The 17398-nt window shown below is 66.7% G+C and carries 15 protein-coding genes; 10 read left to right on the top strand and 5 right to left on the bottom strand.

The features are described 5' to 3' along the window. The first annotated feature begins 346 nt into the window (after nt 1-346). Nucleotides 347-1588: a Rieske 2Fe-2S domain-containing protein gene (locus VFC51_07425; protein HZT06846.1), complete on the top strand. Its 1242-nt coding sequence runs from the start codon at nt 347-349 to the stop codon at nt 1586-1588. Nucleotides 1589-1652: 64 nt separating this feature from the next. Here VFC51_07425 and VFC51_07430 read toward each other — a convergent pair whose 3' ends face one another. Continuing rightward, nucleotides 1653-2096: a hypothetical protein gene (locus VFC51_07430; protein HZT06847.1), complete on the bottom strand. Its 444-nt coding sequence runs from the start codon at nt 2094-2096 to the stop codon at nt 1653-1655. 240 nt (nt 2097-2336) lie between these two features. On the opposite strand from VFC51_07430, the gene VFC51_07435 reads away from it, so the two are divergent. From VFC51_07435 to VFC51_07470, 8 genes are all read left to right on the top strand, one after another. Then, nucleotides 2337-2588 carry a type II toxin-antitoxin system HicB family antitoxin gene (locus VFC51_07435; GenBank protein ID HZT06848.1) on the top strand — a complete coding sequence of 84 codons (252 nt, stop codon included), beginning with the start codon at nt 2337-2339 and terminating at the stop codon, nt 2586-2588. Beyond that, nucleotides 2585-2797 carry a type II toxin-antitoxin system HicA family toxin gene (locus VFC51_07440; protein HZT06849.1) on the top strand — a complete coding sequence of 71 codons (213 nt, stop codon included), beginning with the start codon at nt 2585-2587 and terminating at the stop codon, nt 2795-2797. The genes VFC51_07435 and VFC51_07440 overlap by 4 nt, the downstream gene beginning before the upstream one ends. A gap of 278 nt (nt 2798-3075) precedes the next feature. Then, nucleotides 3076-4278 (top strand): Gfo/Idh/MocA family oxidoreductase, encoded by a 1203-nt coding sequence (locus tag VFC51_07445; GenBank protein HZT06850.1) that lies wholly within the window; start codon nt 3076-3078, stop codon nt 4276-4278. 39 nt (nt 4279-4317) lie between these two features. After that, nucleotides 4318-5742 (top strand): UbiD family decarboxylase, encoded by a 1425-nt coding sequence (locus tag VFC51_07450; GenBank protein ID HZT06851.1) that lies wholly within the window; start codon nt 4318-4320, stop codon nt 5740-5742. 34 nt (nt 5743-5776) lie between these two features. Continuing rightward, on the top strand, nt 5777-7075 hold the full coding sequence (locus VFC51_07455) for a Rieske 2Fe-2S domain-containing protein (GenBank protein ID HZT06852.1): 1299 nt from the start codon (nt 5777-5779) through the stop codon (nt 7073-7075). Between the two features lie 152 nt (nt 7076-7227). Continuing rightward, entirely contained in the window at nt 7228-8841 is a 1614-nt protein-coding gene (locus VFC51_07460; GenBank protein ID HZT06853.1) for an ABC transporter substrate-binding protein, read from the top strand. 36 nt (nt 8842-8877) lie between these two features. Continuing rightward, nucleotides 8878-10056: an amidohydrolase family protein gene (locus VFC51_07465; protein HZT06854.1), complete on the top strand. Its 1179-nt coding sequence runs from the start codon at nt 8878-8880 to the stop codon at nt 10054-10056. Between the two features lie 11 nt (nt 10057-10067). Then, on the top strand, nt 10068-11084 hold the full coding sequence (locus VFC51_07470; GenBank protein ID HZT06855.1) for a cupin domain-containing protein: 1017 nt from the start codon (nt 10068-10070) through the stop codon (nt 11082-11084). 114 nt (nt 11085-11198) lie between these two features. Here the strand turns inward: VFC51_07470 and VFC51_07475 are convergent, their stop codons facing one another. Further along, nucleotides 11199-11867: an isochorismatase family protein gene (locus VFC51_07475; protein ID HZT06856.1), complete on the bottom strand. Its 669-nt coding sequence runs from the start codon at nt 11865-11867 to the stop codon at nt 11199-11201. A gap of 96 nt (nt 11868-11963) precedes the next feature. Then, nucleotides 11964-13397, bottom strand: coding sequence for an MmgE/PrpD family protein (locus tag VFC51_07480; GenBank protein HZT06857.1), 1434 nt, complete (start codon nt 13395-13397; stop codon nt 11964-11966). 134 nt (nt 13398-13531) lie between these two features. Between VFC51_07480 and VFC51_07485 the strand changes: the two genes are divergently transcribed. Further along, the gene (locus VFC51_07485) at nt 13532-15268 is read left to right on the top strand and encodes a peptide ABC transporter substrate-binding protein (GenBank protein ID HZT06858.1); all 1737 of its coding nucleotides are present in this window, start codon (nt 13532-13534) and stop codon (nt 15266-15268) included. A gap of 9 nt (nt 15269-15277) precedes the next feature. Here VFC51_07485 and VFC51_07490 read toward each other — a convergent pair whose 3' ends face one another. After that, on the bottom strand, nt 15278-17014 hold the full coding sequence (locus VFC51_07490) for a peptide ABC transporter substrate-binding protein (protein HZT06859.1): 1737 nt from the start codon (nt 17012-17014) through the stop codon (nt 15278-15280). A 20-nt stretch (nt 17015-17034) separates the two neighbouring features. Beyond that, on the bottom strand, nt 17035-17398 hold a 364-nt coding region (locus tag VFC51_07495), incomplete at its 5' end, for a hypothetical protein (protein HZT06860.1).

Consider the following 17398-nt stretch of genomic DNA (forward strand, 5'->3'; position numbering starts at 1 on the left):
ACGTGGACGCTGATCGCGGACGGTGATTTCTCGCGCGGCCTGAATGCCCCGTCGCAGGGAAAGAAGCATCCTCTTGGGGGTTAGTTGCCGGACGGGGCGTTGGAACGGCGAGGGGCGGCGGCTACCGGACTTCCCACAGCTGGCCGTTCCAGCCGGTGTTGTTGGCGTGGACGCCGCCAATGCGGTTGTTCACCAGGACGGCGGATCGGTGACGGCCCGATTCGCTTCAGTGGGTCAGATCAGGCATGCCCCTCGGGCGCGCGGGATCGGTGCCCATTATAGACACGGCGCGACGTATGATGCTTCCGAGCAGCGCGGCCAAGGGGATTGGCGCGGAGGTAATGACGTGCTGACCAGGGAAGAGAACGAGCTGTTGACCAGGACCGGGCCGGGCACGCCCGGTGGCGAGCTGATGAGGCGCTACTGGCAGCCCGTCGCGCTGGAGGCGGAGCTGCCGCCGGGGAGCCCGCCGCTACCCGTTCGGCTGCTGGGTGAAGATCTGGTCCTCTTCCGGGACGAAGCTGGGCGACCCGGTCTCCTGGGTGTGCATTGCGCGCATCGCGGCGCCGATCTCAGCTACGGGCGGCTGGAGGATGGCGGGCTGCGATGCATCTACCACGGCTGGCTGTACGACGCGACCGGCCATTGTCTCGAACAGCCCGGCGAGCCGGCCGGGAGCTCGTTCCACGAGCGCGTGCGCCAACCTGCGTACCCGTGCGTGGAGACGGGCGGCTTCATCCTCGCGTACCTTGGTCCGGGAGAGCCGCCGCTCGTCCCCGGCTTCGATTTTTTGCACGCGCCGCCGGAGCGCCGCGAGGTGGCGAAGGTCATCCGGGCATGCAACTACCTGCAGGGGAACGAGGGGAACTTCGACCCGCACCACGTCCCGCTCCTGCACTGGACGGCGGCCGGCGCCTTCGGCTCCGCGGCGCCGCTGGGTCCAAAGCGGCGGTGGCTGAAACCGACGACGGAGATCGAGACGACCGAGTTTGGCGTGCGCCTCTACGCTATCCAGGAAGCGCCGGACGGCGCCACGCACGTCGGGATCCACCTGTTCATCGTGCCGAACTTCAGCGCCTTCAGCTTTCAGGAGGGCGGCGACGGGTACGGCGTGAACTGGCACGTGCCCATTGACGACACGGCCCACTGGGTGTACCGAGTCCAGTTCTCGCGGGACCGGCAGGTCGACCACGAGGCGATCCGGAAGAGTCGGCTCGCGCCGAGCGATCCGGTGCGCAATCGGGCCAACCGCTACCGGCAAGACCGCGAGGAGATGACGGAACGGAGCTTTGCCGGCCTGGGGGTCTCGTTTCCGGACCAGGACGCCTGCGTCACCGAGGGGGCTGGGCCGATCCAGGACAGGACGCAGGAGAACTTGGGGGCGAATGACAAGTGCATCGCCGCCTCGCGGTTGTTTTTGCTTCGGGCGATTCGCGAGCTACTGGCGGGGAAGGAGCCGCCCATGTTCACGCGGAACCCGCTGGAGCGCCGCGAGATCCGGCTGGTGGCGGGCGGCATCCAGGTCCCAGCGGGTGTCGATTGGCGGGGCTATGTCAGGGAGCTGATCGGAGAGAAAGCGGCCGTGTGATCCTCCGTCGATCGGCGCAAGGCGTCGACGGTCGCGCCTAACCCGCAGTGAGCCGTCAGGTGCGTCAGCGCCCTTGCTCGTCCTTCGCGCGGCCCTCGGCCACCCCGCGCAGGATCTCCCTCCGATAGGCACGCTCGATGTCCGCCAGGTGCTCCACGATGCGCTGGATCGACCAGTCGCCCTCGTCCGGCCCCGCTCGGGCGAACTCCTCGTCGGAGAGGCTGAGAAACAGCGCTTCCAGCTCGCCGAGGAGTCCCTGCGCCTTCATGAGGAGGATCTGGGGCTCTGTAGCGCTCCAGCCGCGCTCCCGAAGGAGCTTCTGCGCGTGCTGGAGATGGTCGAGCTGGTGCGACGTGAACGCGCGGAGCAGGAAGTTCACCGATCGGTCGGTGCCGGCCCACCGGGCCGGGTAGCGGCAGTCTGACTCGGCCAGGGTGAGCAGCGATCGCAACGTCTCATCGCGTTCGTGGCGGAGGTTCGCCACGGCAGCCTCGGCCAGCTTTCCCACGCATCGCCCTCCTATTTGACCCTCGGGTCGGCACCCCTATATACAACAGCATCGGCGGGCGTGCCATTGGACGCGGGGCGGTATCTCGCGGTCCGGGAGCGGATCGCGGTGAATTTGGCCGTGCGAAACGGCACCCTGAGGGCGATGATTCGACGGCCCCTGGCGAGCCGTTTGTCAGCGACGTGGAGAGGCAATGACGCGCGACGGCGAGGCGGCGTTCACCAGGGAGGAGAGCTGACTATGGCGCGTGTGTACCGAGTGCCCGTTGTGCTGACGCCTCAGGCCGAGGGAGGTTATACGGTGACCTGTCCGGCCCTGACGGGGCTGGTCACTGAGGGTGACTCACTTGAGGAAGCGCTGGCGAACGTCCGCGACGCGCTTCGCGCTACGCTCGAGCTGTACGAAGACACGGGCCGGCCTATTCCGAGCGGCCTCGTCCAAGACCCCGAGGCAGGGGCGGTGGAGTTTGACCTCCTGGTCCCCTCTCTGTGAACTACAGTCGAGCCGCCGCCAGGCTGCGGCGGCTCGGCTGTCTGGAGCTGCCGAGGCGCAGCGGTGGTTCACACCGCAAGTGGAGCAATCCGGCCACGGGTGGGATCACTGTCCTCCCTGATTGGGGACCCAAGGATCTGAAGCTCGGGACGCTGCGAGCAGCGGTGCGAGACCTGGGGATTGACTGGGAGACATGGGTGAACGCGTAACGTTGTTCAAGCGTGCAATGACGTAGGTAGCGAGGTTCGCTGACGGCAACTCGGTCGGACCGCTCATTGTCGAAAGTCCGTCCGGCAGTCCCAATCCTCGACCGAGGTGCGACGCCTCTCACATCTATTGCTCGTCTATTGCTCGTCGAGATTCTGCGCCCGCTGGAGATGATCGCCCTCCTATTTGACCCTCGGGTCGGCACCCCTATATACAACAGCATCGGCGGGCGTACCATTGGACGCGGGGCTCGGGCACCGAGCTGCGAAAGGAGAGGCATGTGGCAGCGGCCGACCAGGCGAGCACGCGGGTCCTGCGCATGGGCATCGCGGGGCTCGGGATCGCGAGCACCCAGATCCTCCCGGCCTTCGCCGGCCGGCCGCATCTCCAGGTCGCGGCGGCCGCCGACATCCGGCCCGAAGCCCTGAAGAAGTTCGCGCAGGAGTTCGAGGCGGAGACCTACACCAGCGTGGCCGAGATGTGCGCCAGCCCGAACGTTGACGCGGTCTACGTCTGCAGCCCCAACCACTTGCATTGCGAGCACGTGGTCGCCGCCGCTAAGCACGGCAAGCACGTCATCGTCGAGAAGCCGATGGGGCTCGACCTCGCCGAGTGCGAGCGGATGAACTCTGCAGCGGAGCGGAACGGCGTCCGCCTGCTCTGCGGCCACACCCACAGCTTCGACGCGCCGATTCAGAAGATTCAGCAGATCGTCCAGGGCGGGGATCTCGGTAAGCTCCGCATGATCAACACGTGGAACTTCAACGAGTTCATGTACCGTCCCCGGATGCCGCACGAGCTGGACCCCAAGGTCGGCGGCAACGTGGTGTTCAATCAAGGCCCGCACATGGTGGATGTCGTCCGGCTCATCGGCGGCGGGATGGTCCGCAGCGTGCGGGCGATGACCGGCAACTGGGACGCGGACCGAAAGACGGACGGGGCGTGGTGCGCCTATCTCGAGTTCGAGGATGGCACGCCCGCCACGCTCGTCTACAACGGGTACGGCCACTTCGATACGGCGGAATTCTTCTGGTGGGTGGGTGAAGGTGGACAGCCTCGGTCGCCGGAGACGAATCTCCGGGTGCGCCGCGCGCTGAAAGAATCTGGCGACGAGACGCTCCTCAAGGAGTCACAGCGTTACGGCGGTTCGCGCACCCAGGGCCGGGAAGAGGGTGGTGGCGAGCGCCACCAGCCGTTCTTCGGGCTTACCATCGTGAGCTGCGAGCACGGAGACATTCGGCAGTCGCAAGATGGCCTGATCATCTATGGCGACGAGAAGAGATGGGAGGAGCCTGTTCCCCTCGGAGCGCACGGCCGCGCCGCGGAGCTGGATGAGCTGTACGACGCCGTCGTCAATGGCAGGCCCGTGCGTCACGATGGACGCTGGGGCGAAGCCACGCTCGAAGTCGTGTTGGGCATCATGGAGTCGGCGCGCCGGCGCGCCGAAGTCTTCATGTCCCACCAGGTTCCGACCCCGCATTGAACGTCAAAGGGCATCGCGAGCGGCGAGAGGAGGCGCACCGTGGCCGTGGCGGCAAAGCAGCGCGTGCAATATCGAGACCTACGCGAGTACCTAGACCTCCTGGAGGAGGCCGGGCTCCTCACCCGGGTCACGGGCGAGGTTGACCTGAAGCACGAGATCGGGGCGCTCTGCACCTACGGAATGGAGCACGGCGGTCCAGGCCTCATCTTTGAGAACGTAAAGGGCTACAAGGGCAAGCTGCTTGTCAGCAACATCATCTACAGCGTGGAGCAGCTCGCCCTCGCATTCAATACCGAGCCCGACGCCGAAAAGATCTACTCGATCATCGTCGAGGGTCACAAGAATCGCATCCCGTCGGTGGTGCTGGACTCGGGCCCGTGCAAAGAGGAGAAATTCTTCGGCGACGACGTGAATCTGCTGGAGATGCCAACGCCCTGGTGGCACGAGCTCGATGGCGGCCAGTACATCGGGACGGCCGCCGGCGTGATCGACCGCGATCCAGACACCGGCATCCTCAACATGGGCACCTACCGCGCGATGATCGTCGATAAGAACACGCTGACCATCTGCGGGCAGCTCAGCCCGCGAGTCCTCAAGAACGAGGCGCGCGGTCAGGCGACGAAGCTGGCGATCGCCATCGGCATGGATCCCCTGCTGACCCTCGCCTCTGGCAGCCCGGTGGCCGTCGACGAGAACGGCTATATGGAGTACGAGGCCGCGGGCGCATGGCGCGGCGCGCCGACGGAGCTGGTCAAGTGCGAGACGAGCGATCTCCTCGTTCCCGCGAACGCCGAGTACATCATCGAGGGGGAGCTTCGGCCGGGCGAGCGCCACGTCGAAGGGCCGCACGGCGAGGCCGGCGGATTCTACGGCCAGAACGAGCAGGCGTTCCTGATCCACGTCGACTGCGTGACCCATCGCCGCAATCCCGTGAACTACGGCATCATCTGCCTGCTGGAAGAGGACTACCCGCGCTGGCTCTTTCGCTCCGGGGCGTTCCAGGATCGGCTTCGGCGCGATGCGCCGGACCTTCCGGTCAAGCGCGCGTATCTCCCGGAGCTCGGCGGCCGGGGCTGGGGCGGCATCATCGTCGCGGCCGATATCCAGGATCCGAGCGACGCCCGGCGCATCGTCGACGCTTGCTGGCGAATCACTCCCAACCGCTGGGTGATCGTCGTCGACGACGATTGCGACGTGCGGAACTGGAACGAAGTCATGTGGCGGGTCGTCACGGCGGTTCGACCCCGAGAAGACGTCTTCACCGGGAAGGCGGTCCACGACACGTTGATGAACGGGCAGCGGTCGCGCGCCGAAGAGTACGACATCGATAGCCAGATCCCCGACCCGACGGGGCTCAACGCTTCGTTCAAGTTCAAGTTCAAGAACCTGGCCCCCATCAACAAGGTGAGCAGCGGCTTGATGAGCAAGGCTGCCGCCCGGTGGCGCGAGCTGGGGCTGCCATGACGCGGCAAACGACCCCGTACGTGGAGGTGTCACCATGCTGACCCAGGAGCAAAACGAGCTGCTGACGCGCACCGGTCCTGGCACGCCGGGCGGCGACCTGCTGCGGCGATACTGGCAGCCGGCCGCCCTCTCCGAGGAGCTGCCGGCGGGCGGAGCGCCGGTACCCATTCGCCTGCTGGGTGAGGACCTCGTTCTGTTTCGTGAGTCTTCGACCGACTCGGGCCAGCCCGGACGGCCTGGGCTTCTCGGCCTGCACTGTCCCCACCGCGGTGCGGATCTGAGCTACGGTCGCCTGGAGGATGGCGGGATTCGCTGCATCTATCACGGCTGGCTGTTTGACGTGAACGGCAAGTGCCTGGAGCAGCCCGGCGAGCCCGCGGGCTCGACGTTCCACGAGCGGATTCGCCAGACGTCGTACCCCTGCCACGAGGCCGGGGGGATGATCTTCGCGTACCTCGGGCCGGGCGAGCCGCCCCTGTTCCCCAGCTACGAGTTTCTCCACGTTCCGGAGGGCAATCGCTACGTCACCAAGACGGTCTACGAGTGCAACTATCTCCAGGGAAACGAGGGCAACATCGACCCCGCGCACCTCTCGTTCCTCCACCGGTTCCTTCGGGAGGACCCGAACACCGCCCGCCCCGCGACCCTCAGCACGAACGGTAACGTTTCATCCAACGAGCTGTTCGGCCGCGATCCGGCGCCGACCATCGAGATCGAGCAGACGGACTTCGGGATCAGAATCTTCGCGCTGCGCGACGCGGGAGACGACGACCGCTACGTGCGTGTGTCCAACTTCATCTATCCGAACCTCTCCGCCTTCGCGGGCGGCGGGCGCGGCGACGGATACGGGGTGAACTGGCACGTGCCCATCGACGACGAGCGGCACTGGAAGTACATGATCAACTTCAATCGGAAGCAGCCGCTCGACGGCGCGGAAGCGCGCCGCGGGATCGGGATCGAGATCGGCCCGGACTACCGTCTCCGACGCAGCCGCGAGAACCGGTACCTGCAGGACCGGGAGGAAATGAAGACGCGCAGCTTCATCGGCCTGGGGAGCTTCTTCCACGTTCACGACGCCATGGCGACGGAAGGGCCCGGCAGGATCCAGGACCGCACGCAGGAGCACACGGGCTACACGGACAAGGCGATCGTGATGCAGCGGCTCTTGCTCCTCAAGGCGATCAACGACGTGCAGGAGGGCCGTGACCCGCCCCACGTGATTCGCACGCAGGGGGCGAACAATCTTGGACACATCGGAGCCGTCGACGTCGTGGTTCCGAACTCCGAGGACTGGCGAAGCATCTGGAAGCGGTACCTCCCATACGATCAGTGACGGGTCTGGCGCTGATGAGGGTCCGTCTCCCACTTCGCCTGGGACTCGCGGCGTGCGCGGTTGCGGCGGCAGCGTGCACCGCCCCGGGGACGAGCCAGCCCAGCGCTCCGCGCGGACCGGAGGCGGCGACGAGGTCTGGCGGCAGCCGAACGATGACCATGATCGTGCGCTACGAGGTGACCGACCTCGCCGCGAAGATCCCTGGAAGCAGCAGCCCCGTCGTAACGAAGCGGCTCTTCAACGCCGATCTTGCCCTCATCGATGGCCAGGGACGACCGCGGCCGGATTTGGCGGCGGACCTGCCGCGTCTCAACACCGACGCGTGGCGGTTGTATCCCGACGGTCGGATGGAGACGACCTACCGGCTCCGTCCGAGCCTGACGTGGCACGACGGGCAGCCGCTGACCGCGAACGATTTCGTGTTTGCCGCGCGGGTCTATCAGAATCCTTCCTTCGGCATCTTCACGCCCCAGCCGCAGGACCGCATCGGCCAGGTGCTGGCGCCCGATCCCCAGACCCTCGTCATTCAGTGGAATGCCGCGTACCCGGGCGCCGGCGCCCTCATCTTTGGCGACCTGGACCCGCTTCCGCGGCACATCCTCGAAGGGCCATTGGCCGCAGTCGAAGACGGATCCGCCGCCCCGGACACGTTCGTGAACCTACCCTTCTGGACGACTGACTACGTGGGCGCTGGCCCGTACCGGCTCGAGCGCTGGACGCCGGGCGCGCAGTTCGACGCGGCGGCGTTCGACGGCTACGCCCTCGGCAGGCCGAAGATCGATCGCATCGTGGTGCGGATCATCGGCGACGAAAACGCCGTCCTGAGCGCCGTGCTCGCGGGCAACGCCGACTTCACCGCGGACTTCACCCTCCGATTCGAGCATGGGCAGGTGCTGAAGCGCGAGTGGGAAGCCCTGGGCAAAGGGAAGGTGATGTTCAAGCCCAGCAGCGCCGTGGTGCAGATGGTGCAGCTTCGACCGGAGTTTGCGGCGCACCCCGGCCAGCTCGACGCGCGCGTCCGGCGCGCAATGGCGGCGACCATCGACCGCGACGCCCTGAACGCCGGCCTCTTCGAAGGGCAGGGATTCACCGGCGACACACTGGTCCCGCCGACGGTCTCGTACTTTGCGGACGTCGATCGAGCGATCACGAAATATCCCTATGACGTCCGCCGCGCCGAACAGTACATGGCCGAGGCGGGTTATACGAAGGACCAGGACGGCTTCTATGCGACGCGGACCGGCGACCGGTTCCACACCGACGTTCGCGTCACCGCGGGTCCGGAGTTCGAGCGCGGCCAAGCGATCCTCATCGACACCTGGCGTCGGGCGGGTTTCGACGTGAGTGGATCGGTCCTGGCCGCCGCGGAGGCCCGCGACCGAGAAGCCCGGCAGACATTTCCGGGCATGGCATCCCGCGGCGGCGGATTCGAGGAGCGGAGCCTGATAGGCGCGGAGATCGGCTCGGCGGCCAATCGATGGACCGGCGACAACCGCGGAGGCTGGTCGAGCGCCGAGTACGACCGCGTGTACGATTCCTTCTCCGGGACGCTCGATCGGGACGAGCGCGAGCGGCTTGGCATCCAGATGCTGAAGCTCATCAGCGACGACGTGCCGGTCTACCCGATGTATATTGGGCTCCAGGTGAACGCGCAGGTGGCCGGCCTCTCCGGGCCTGATCCGGGCACGTCCGGCTTCGGGGCGCTGTCGCCCGCGACGCTGCCGTACTGGAACATCGGCGAGTGGGAGCTTCGCGCAGAGCAATGACCCGGCGCCGAGCGGGGCCGGGCGAAGGAGTCAACGATGGCGAGAACGTACCGCGTCGTTTCCGCTGACTCGCATCTGGATCTGAACCCGGAAGTGTGGACGAATCGCGTGCCGGCCAAGTGGCGCGACCGCGCCCCGAAGCGCATCGTACTGCCCAACGGGTCAGACGCCGTGCAGTGCGACGGGGGGCCGCCCAACTCGATCGGCATCACGCGGAACGTGGGCGTGCCGTTCGAGGAGATCCCCTTCATGGTGCCGAAGTTCTCCGAGCCGGTCGGAAATGGAACGCCGCAGCAGCGCATCGCGGAGATGGACCGGGACGGGGTTGACGCCGAGATCCTCTTCACCTGGGCCGACCAGATGTTCCGGAACGCCAAAGACGACGACCTGTACCTGTGCCTCGTCTCAACGTACAACGAGTACCTCGCCGAAGAGTACATGTCGGTCGCGCCGGACCGGCTCATTCCCCAGGGGACGATTCCCACCACCGGCGTCGACGACGCGATCCGCGAGCTGGAGCACTGCAAGCGGCTGGGATTCAAAGGCGTGACGCTCACGACGTTTCCCAGCGGCCACGGCTATCCGACGGCGGAAGACGATCGATTCTGGGCAGCCGCCGTCGAGATGGAGATGGCCCTTGCGCGGCACTTTGGTGGACGGTTTGGCAAGTTCGGCGGGCCAGGTCGCCAGGAGCCCGTGTTCAAGTATCCGCGCGTCATCGAGTCGCCGGACAACCACAAGGACGACGCCTTGGCGCTCCTGTTTTCAAACCAGGGTGCGCAATGGGCCATGGGAGCGATGCAGCTCGCGTACGCGGGCGTGTTCGACCGGTTTCCGACGCTCCAGATGTACTTCGCCGAGACGATGGCCGGATGGATTCCCTTTTGCCTCTTCATGCTCGACGACAACTATCGGCGCTACCAGCCGATGATGCGGCACTTCTGGGGCCTGGAGGACCTGGAGCGGATGCCGAGCGAGTACATGAAGGAGCACACGTACTGGGGGACGCTCTACGATCCGGTCGGCATCCAGCTTCGGGATGCCATCGGCGCGGACCGAATCATGTTCGGCACGGATTTTCCCCATGCCGCGGGCGATTGGCCCAACACCCAATCGGTGGTCATCCCCGACATGTTCCGGGGGGTGCCCCAGGGCGACGCGCACAAGATCCTGGCCGGCAACGCTGTGCGGTACTGGCATCTCGACAAGAGCTGAGGGGCGGCTTGATGAGCGACGTTGGCACGACCACCGAAGACCTGGAGCGGTTTCTCGCTGAGCACCACCTCGCCGGCGCGGGCCTGAGCAGGGCTCACCTCCCGCCGCCCCGAAAGGGCAACGCCGCGGCCTACTGGAGCTGGGAAGGGATTCGCGCGGGCCTGCTCCAGTCGGGCAAGATCGTGACCGTGGGGCCAGATGCTATGACTGGCATGCGGTCGGTCACCGGCGTCGAGGCGCGCAACTTCCCCATCTGGATGAATGTGCAGATCTTGATGCCCGGGGAACGCACGCAGGCTCACCGGAACATGCGGAGCGAAACGCGGCTCGTCGTCGAAGCGCCGGAAGAAGCGGTATTCGTGTGCGACTTCGAGGCGTACCCCATGAAGCGGGGCGACGTGGTGATCAGCCCCAATTGGACGTTTCACGACCACTGGAACCAGGGCTCCACGCCGGCCCTCTTCGTCGACGGGTACGACAACGGCTATATGGGCGCCAACATCAACGAGCGCTTGCCGAACGACGCCCCGTACCAGGAGATCAGCCGGCCAGAAGGTTACGCTGTGAACGCCCTGGGACTCGGCGAAGGCGTGGCGGGACCCGTCTTCCCCCTACCGGTCGTCCGCTATCCGTGGGCCGAGACGGAGGCTGCGCTCGCCGCGATGCGAGCAAGCGAAGTCGACGGGGACCCGTACGACGGCCTACGCCTGATGTTTCGGAGCCCGGTCGACGGCGGGCCGACGCTCCCGACGATGGCCTGGCACGTCCAGCTCCTGACCCCTCATCAGAAGACACTGAGCCATCGGCACAACAGCAACGTCTTCTATCACGTCTTCGAGGGCGAGGGCCTGACCATCATTGACGGCGAGCGACTCGAGTGGCACAAGGGCGATATCTTCGCCATCCCACCATGGGCGTGGCACAGCCACGAGAACACGACCCGTCAGGACGTAGTCCTGTTCTCCATCGACGATTGGCCGGCCAAATCGAAGCTGGGCTTTTACCTCAAGGAAGAATCCCCGCGCTAGTCGGTGCCCTGCTCAGCGGCGCTGAAGGTGTGTCACGCTGACGGCAGCGAAGCATCGCTCTCAGACGAGATCCTTCGGGCTGCGCCGCCAGGATGGCCATTCCATCCCACGCCATCAGCGGAACGAGATGAGGTCCGTTCGGCTCAGCGTGACGCGGGCCTCGGCAAGGGGGGTGTTGTCCGCGTTTGCAAAGCCCGGCTCGTGAAGGAGCTGGTATTGGGCGACGTACGTCGTGAAGTCGTCGGGTGACGAAATCCCGTCCTGGGCGACGACGACCGTGTATCCCCGAAGGTTCGCCTGGAAGCTGGTGTAGAGGACCGCTCCGTTGGCGGATACGCCGACGAGCACGGCCGTCTGGATGCCGTGCGAGGCGAGGATGTCCGCGAGATCCGTCTGGTAGAACTTGTCGGACCGGCCCGTGACGACCGGTTCTCCCTCGCGGGGAGCCACCTCTGGCAAGACGTTGCCGCCGGTTGTCGTGGAGTACACGACGAGCGCCCCCGCCTCCCTGGCGCGATCGAGGAACCGCGCCACCGTGCCGATTGAGTCGACACACGCCGGGTACTGAAGGCACACGCGGTCGTTCATATCGAGCACGAGATACGCGGTCGTCGATGCGTCGAGGGTCACCGGGACGGGGTCGGGAAGGGGTGGCGCTTCCTGGGCGCGCGCGCTCCCGGACTGTGGGGGGATCGCGGTCAGAAGCGCCGACGCGATGGCAAGGGATGCGAGATGGGCGACGCGAGCCCGAAGCGCCTGCCGAACGAAGTCGATTCGCAACATTCACCCTCCTGCTCGAATCTGGCGCCCATTATAGGACGCGGACGCGGGGTCGAGCCCTGGGCCCTGCGCCGGACGCCCCGCGCTCGCAAACGAGGGTCAGCTCGACGAGCCCACCTCGGACGCAGGTATGAACGGGCGCAGGATCGCGTCGACGGAGCCCTCGGGCAGGGACCACACCTGGCGGGCTACTTCGGGCGCGAACGGGCGATCGACGAGCTGGCCGAACTTCTCTTCCAGACCCGCGCGATCGACGGGATTCTCCGGCGAGCCGAGCGGGTCTGGCTGTCGAGCTTCGAGCGTTGTGCCGTCCCGGAGGCGAATCATCACCGCGGCGGGCCAGTGGTCGGGATACGCCGCGTCGAGCTTCGCGTCCCGGTAGCAGGAGACCTTTTGCATCAGGCCTCGGATGACGGGATCGTCCACCGCGGCCAGACAGTAATCGCGGTAGCCCGCCCCGCCGCGAGCGAGCGCGATCGCGGCGGCAAAGGCAGCGCTGAACTGCGCGTCGACGACGTTGCGCGGGGCCCGCTTCTGCTCGATGGGCTCGGCCACCAGGAGGGCGCCGCCACTCAAGACGCCCAGGCGGATCTCCTCCACGTCTTCGAGTGCGATCTCATGCCCGCGCCGGATCTGGAGGACGCAGTCGATCAGGCCGTGGTTGTAGCGACAGCAGGCGTAGGGCTTGATCGAGACGCGCATCAGTTGAAGCTCGGCACCGAGACCGGCGGTCGCCTCGGCCGCGAGCGGGGAGTCGGAGTGTCCTCGGAGCAGGCCGAGCGGCCCTTCGATGGCGGTGGATGGGCCGGTAAATCCGGCCGCCGCGAGCCGCGCTGCGACGACACCGCAGTGGGCGGCCCATCCGGCGTTGAGCCGCTTGGTCCACGAGCCGTCGCTCAGGTACTCGAGCGACCCCGCCGCCATCGTTCCCGCGACCCCGAGGGCATGCGCGGTGCGCTCCGCGTCGAGGCGCAGCAGCGTCGCGGAGGCCGCGGCGGCCCCGAATGCGCCAGCGACCCCGGTGGGGTGAAAGCCGCGTCGATATGCGGATGCCGCGTTGAGGGCATTTCCCACGCGCATAGTCACTTCGTAGCCGGCCGCCACCGCGACCAGGAGGTCTTCGGCGCGTGACCCGAGCTCCTCGCTCAGCGCGAGCGCAGCCGGGAAGACGGCCACGCCCGGATGCAGAGAAGAGCGCGCGGTGACGTCGTCCATCTCGAGGGCGTGGGCCGCCGTACCATTGGCCAGGGCTGCCCAGGCGGCCGGCGCGCCCGTCGGGTCGCCGAGGATGGAGGCGGCGCCGGGGGGCGAGAGCGCCCGAATCGACCTCACGGCGGCCTGGCTCGACTCGGTGTCCATGCCCCGAAAACAGACGCCGAGAAAGTCGAGGAGCAGCTCCTTGGCGCGCTCGACAGGCGCGCGCGGTAGGTCGGCGAAGCGCAGCTCGGCGCAGAAGGCGGCGAGCTGGGCGGCGATGCTGGACTCGTGCGGGGCGCTCGGCGTTCCCCACCTCCGCGTTCGTGGGCCTTGCACCGGATCGTAGGCGCGACGGGGCTGGCGCGTCAATCGGGCGCTGGACAACGGTGACGGAAGAGCGGGCGGTATGATCACGCAAAGAACCGGTCGTCACATCCCTGTGGAGAGAGCATGCGAATTCGGGAGGACCCATGCGAGGACCACGAATAGCGCCAGTGCTGGCCGCCCTCACGATCTATCTGGCCGCCTGCGCGCCGGCGGCGCCCGCGCCGCGAGGGGCGGCCGGCGGAGGTGGAGAGGGCGGTGCGCCGAGCGGAGGACGGGGATTGACCCTCACGCTGGTGGTGCGCTACGAGGTGTCCGACCTGGGCGCGAAGGTCGTGGCGGGGGGACCATCGAGCGCGACGAAGCGCGAGTTCAACGCGGCCCTGTCCCTGATCGACGGCACCGGATCCCCGCAGCCATACCTCGCGGCGAGTCTCCCCCAGGTCAACACCGACTCGTGGCAGGTGACGCCCGACAACCACATGGAGACAACGTACCGACTGAAGCCAAACCTCACGTGGCACGACGGCTCGCCGCTGACCGCGGATGATTTCGTCTTTGCCTACCACGTGTACACGGCGCCCGGGATCGGGGGGTTTATCAGCAAGCCGCAAGACCAGATCGAGTCGGTGGAGGCGCCGGACCCGCGAACCGTCGTGATTCGCTGGCGCAGCCTGTATCCGGGGGCCGGCTCCCTTTCCGATGGCGACCTCGACCCGCTGCCCCGCCACATCCTCAGCAGCGCGCTGGATGCCTTCCTCCAGGACCCGACCGATCAGGACGTGCTGATGGGCAGCTCGTTCTGGACGACGGACTACGTGGGCGCGGGGCCGTTCAAGCTGGTCGAATGGACGCAGGGGACGTCCATCGAGGGCAGCGCGTTCGATGGTCACGCGCTCGGTCGGCCCAAAATCGATCGCCTGGTCGTTCGGTTCATTCCGGACGAAAACACGGCGATGACGAACCTGCTCGCGGGCTCCGCCGACATCGCGACCGACAATGCGCTCCGATTCGAACATGCCATTGAGCTGCAGCGGCAGTGGGGCCCGGACAATCGGGGCGGGACGGTCCTGATGCGGCCGGGCACCCGCCACCAGATCCTCGTCCAGTTCCGGTCGGACTTTCTGAAGACTCGTGCGCTCTCCGACGTGCGCGTCCGGCGCGCCCTGATGCACGCGATCGATCGCCAGGCCCTCAACGACGCGCTGTTTGAAAACCAGGGGTTGATGGCGGAGTCGTTCGTGCCGCCCGGGCTCCCGTATTACGACGATGTGCAGCGAGCCATCACGCGCTATCCATTCGACCCGACCCGAACCGAACAGCTCATGAACGAGGCGGGCTATTCGAAGGACGCCAGCGGCACGTTCGTGAGCGCGTCGGGCGAGCGGTTTCGCCCAACCGTCCAGACCGACTCCGGCGCGCAATTCGATCGGGAGATGAGCATCATCCAGGATGGCTGGGCCCGGATTGGAATCGACATCCAGCCGGTGCTCCTCGCCGCGGTCCAGGTGCGGAACAACGAGGTGCGCAACACGTTCCCGGACCTGTACATCACTTCCACGGGCGTGTATGAATCGGCCCTCAACATCTTCTACTCGGGCGAGATCGGGACGGCGGCGAACCGCTGGGCGGGGAACGACCGCAACGGGTGGGTGAACCCCGAGGTCGATCGCCTGTGGCAGGCATTCAACTCGACGCTGGACCGCTCGCAGCGCAACCAGGACATCGTGAGCATGATGAAGATCATCAGCGACGAAGTGCCGTCGCTGCCGCTCTACTTCAACATCAGCCCGATCGGGTTTGTGGCGTCGTTGAAGGGTCCGGCGGCGGGGACGACCGAGACCCTGGAATTCTGGAACGTGGCGGAGTGGACCAAGTCGTGATTGGAGCCGCTACTGCGTCCACTCCCACTCGTGGATGTTGCGCAGTGGACTTCCGCCTTTGAGGGACGTGCGGATCTTCGGGCCCTTGAGGCTCGCGACGTGCGCCCATGCGCGGGAGTGCCAGTAGAGGAAGATGCCGGGAAGATCCGCGCTCACGATCTTCTCCATCTGAATTGTGAGCCGAAGGAGCTGATCGGGGTTGACCTCCTCGAGGGAGCGGTCGATGAGGCCGTCCAGCTCGGGGTTCGAGTAGTTCCCTCGGTTGCCGCCCGACCAGCGGTTGGCGGCGTTCGGGATCTCATCGGTGTGGTACTGGGTGATCAAGTTCGATCCCACGGCCAGCATGCCGGGCAGCTTGGCGCGATCCTCGCGCGTCCCGCTGGAGGGGAATCGCTTTGACACCGCGTCGAACCCGAATTGCTTGAGCTGGGCGACGATAATCGAGTTTTCCTGCTCGAAGAGGGAAGCGCCGCCGGTGAACCAGACGGGCAGCTCTGCGCCCGTCCCGCGTGGGGTCAGCCACCCGCCGCCGGAGCCGCGCGTGTAGCCGGCCTCGATCATGAGCTGCTCGGCCCGACGAGGATCGTAGGGGTATTTGGTGATCTCGCGGTCTACCTGTGGGTAATATTCCTCGCCCGGATGGGTGCGCGCATCGGCGAGGAGTCCATGGCCGCCCGTCACCACGTCGTACGACTCCTTCTTGTCGATGGCATGGGCAATGGCCTGCCGGACCCGAACGTCGGTAGCGATCTCCGGCGGGGAGGCGAACTCGGGATTGAACTGGAAATTGAGGGTGCGTGAGCCGAGCGCCTCCCACAGGACGACGCCCGCTCCTCGCGAGACCCAGTCGCGCTCCAGAATCAGCCCCTCCTCGGCGCGGAACAGGTCGGCGGCGAAGTCCACATCGCCGGCGATGGTCGCTGCCAGGGCGGCGTTCACGTCCGGAATGCCCCGGATGCTGACCCGATTGATCTTCGGTCGCCCGAGGATGTGGGCGTCGAAGGCGGAGGCCTCGATGGAGACGGCCGGGTCGTAGCTGTCCACCTTGTAGGGACCGGCGCCCACGTAGTTGGTGTTCCAGAACGGACTGTTGGGCAGCGACGCCTCGGAGCCCTCGACGCTCTGGCGGTGCTGGGCCTCGAGGATGTGCCGCGGCAAGGGTGGGAGCTCGTCTGTCAGTCGACCGGCATCGGCATATCGCTCACTCCAGCGGATAACCACGGTGGATGGGTCGGGGGCGAGCACCTGGGACATGAAGCGGATCGGGATGCTGCGGTCGACGCCGTACGCGGGAGTGGCGTAGACCTCCCACGCGAAGACGAAGTCCTCCGCCGTCAACGGCTGGCCGTCGTGCCAGGTCAGGTTGGGTTTCAGCGTGTAGGTCGTCTCCATCGAACCGTCGGGGAACAGCTTCCACGAGTCGGTATTGAGCTTCGGGAGCGCGGAGGCGAGATAGGGCGAGACTCGGCCGCGGTCGTCGGCGATGGCGAGCGTCGCGTTGAATATCGTGCCGGCGACGTTTTCGGCTACGCCGGTCGCGGCGCCGGTGCCGCCGGCCAGCCCCTTCGCGGCGAAGTCGGTGGGGACCTGGTTGGCGACGATCACGAGGGTGTGCTGTCCCGCGTGGGCGTCCGCGGGCGCGGTCCCCTCTGGGCGACTGGGTTGTGGGCTCTGGCAGGCGCTGAGTCCGAGCGATGTGGCCAAAGCGGCGAGGGTGATCGCGGTAGTCAGGTGTGGATAGTCCACCGAACTCCTCCGGATGGTCGTCACGCGCGCGTCCATCGCCACGTGTGAACGTCCCACGTGTTGCCTTTTTGGGCGGGGGAGCGAGGGCCGGGCCCGGCGAGGCCCGCGCGCGACGCGATATTCTCCGTGACGTAGGTCAGAGTAACGATGGCCACGTCGTCCATCAACAACCGGTGGGCATGGAGGAACGCGTTGGTGCGCTCTCGGTCGTCGAGGCTCGTGGTGGCGACTTGCACCAGGCGATCGTACTCGGTATTGATCCAGCAGCCCACGTTCTTCCCGACGAACCGCGCGTCAGCGCGGGGACACTGGTCCGCCGTGAAGTTCTCCATGGCTGTCGGGTCGTCGTACACGCCGGCGGTGGCGTACAGCCCGGGGAACAGG

The organism is Chloroflexota bacterium, assembly GCA_035652535.1.
GTDB lineage: Bacteria > Chloroflexota > UBA6077 > UBA6077 > SHYK01 > DASRDP01.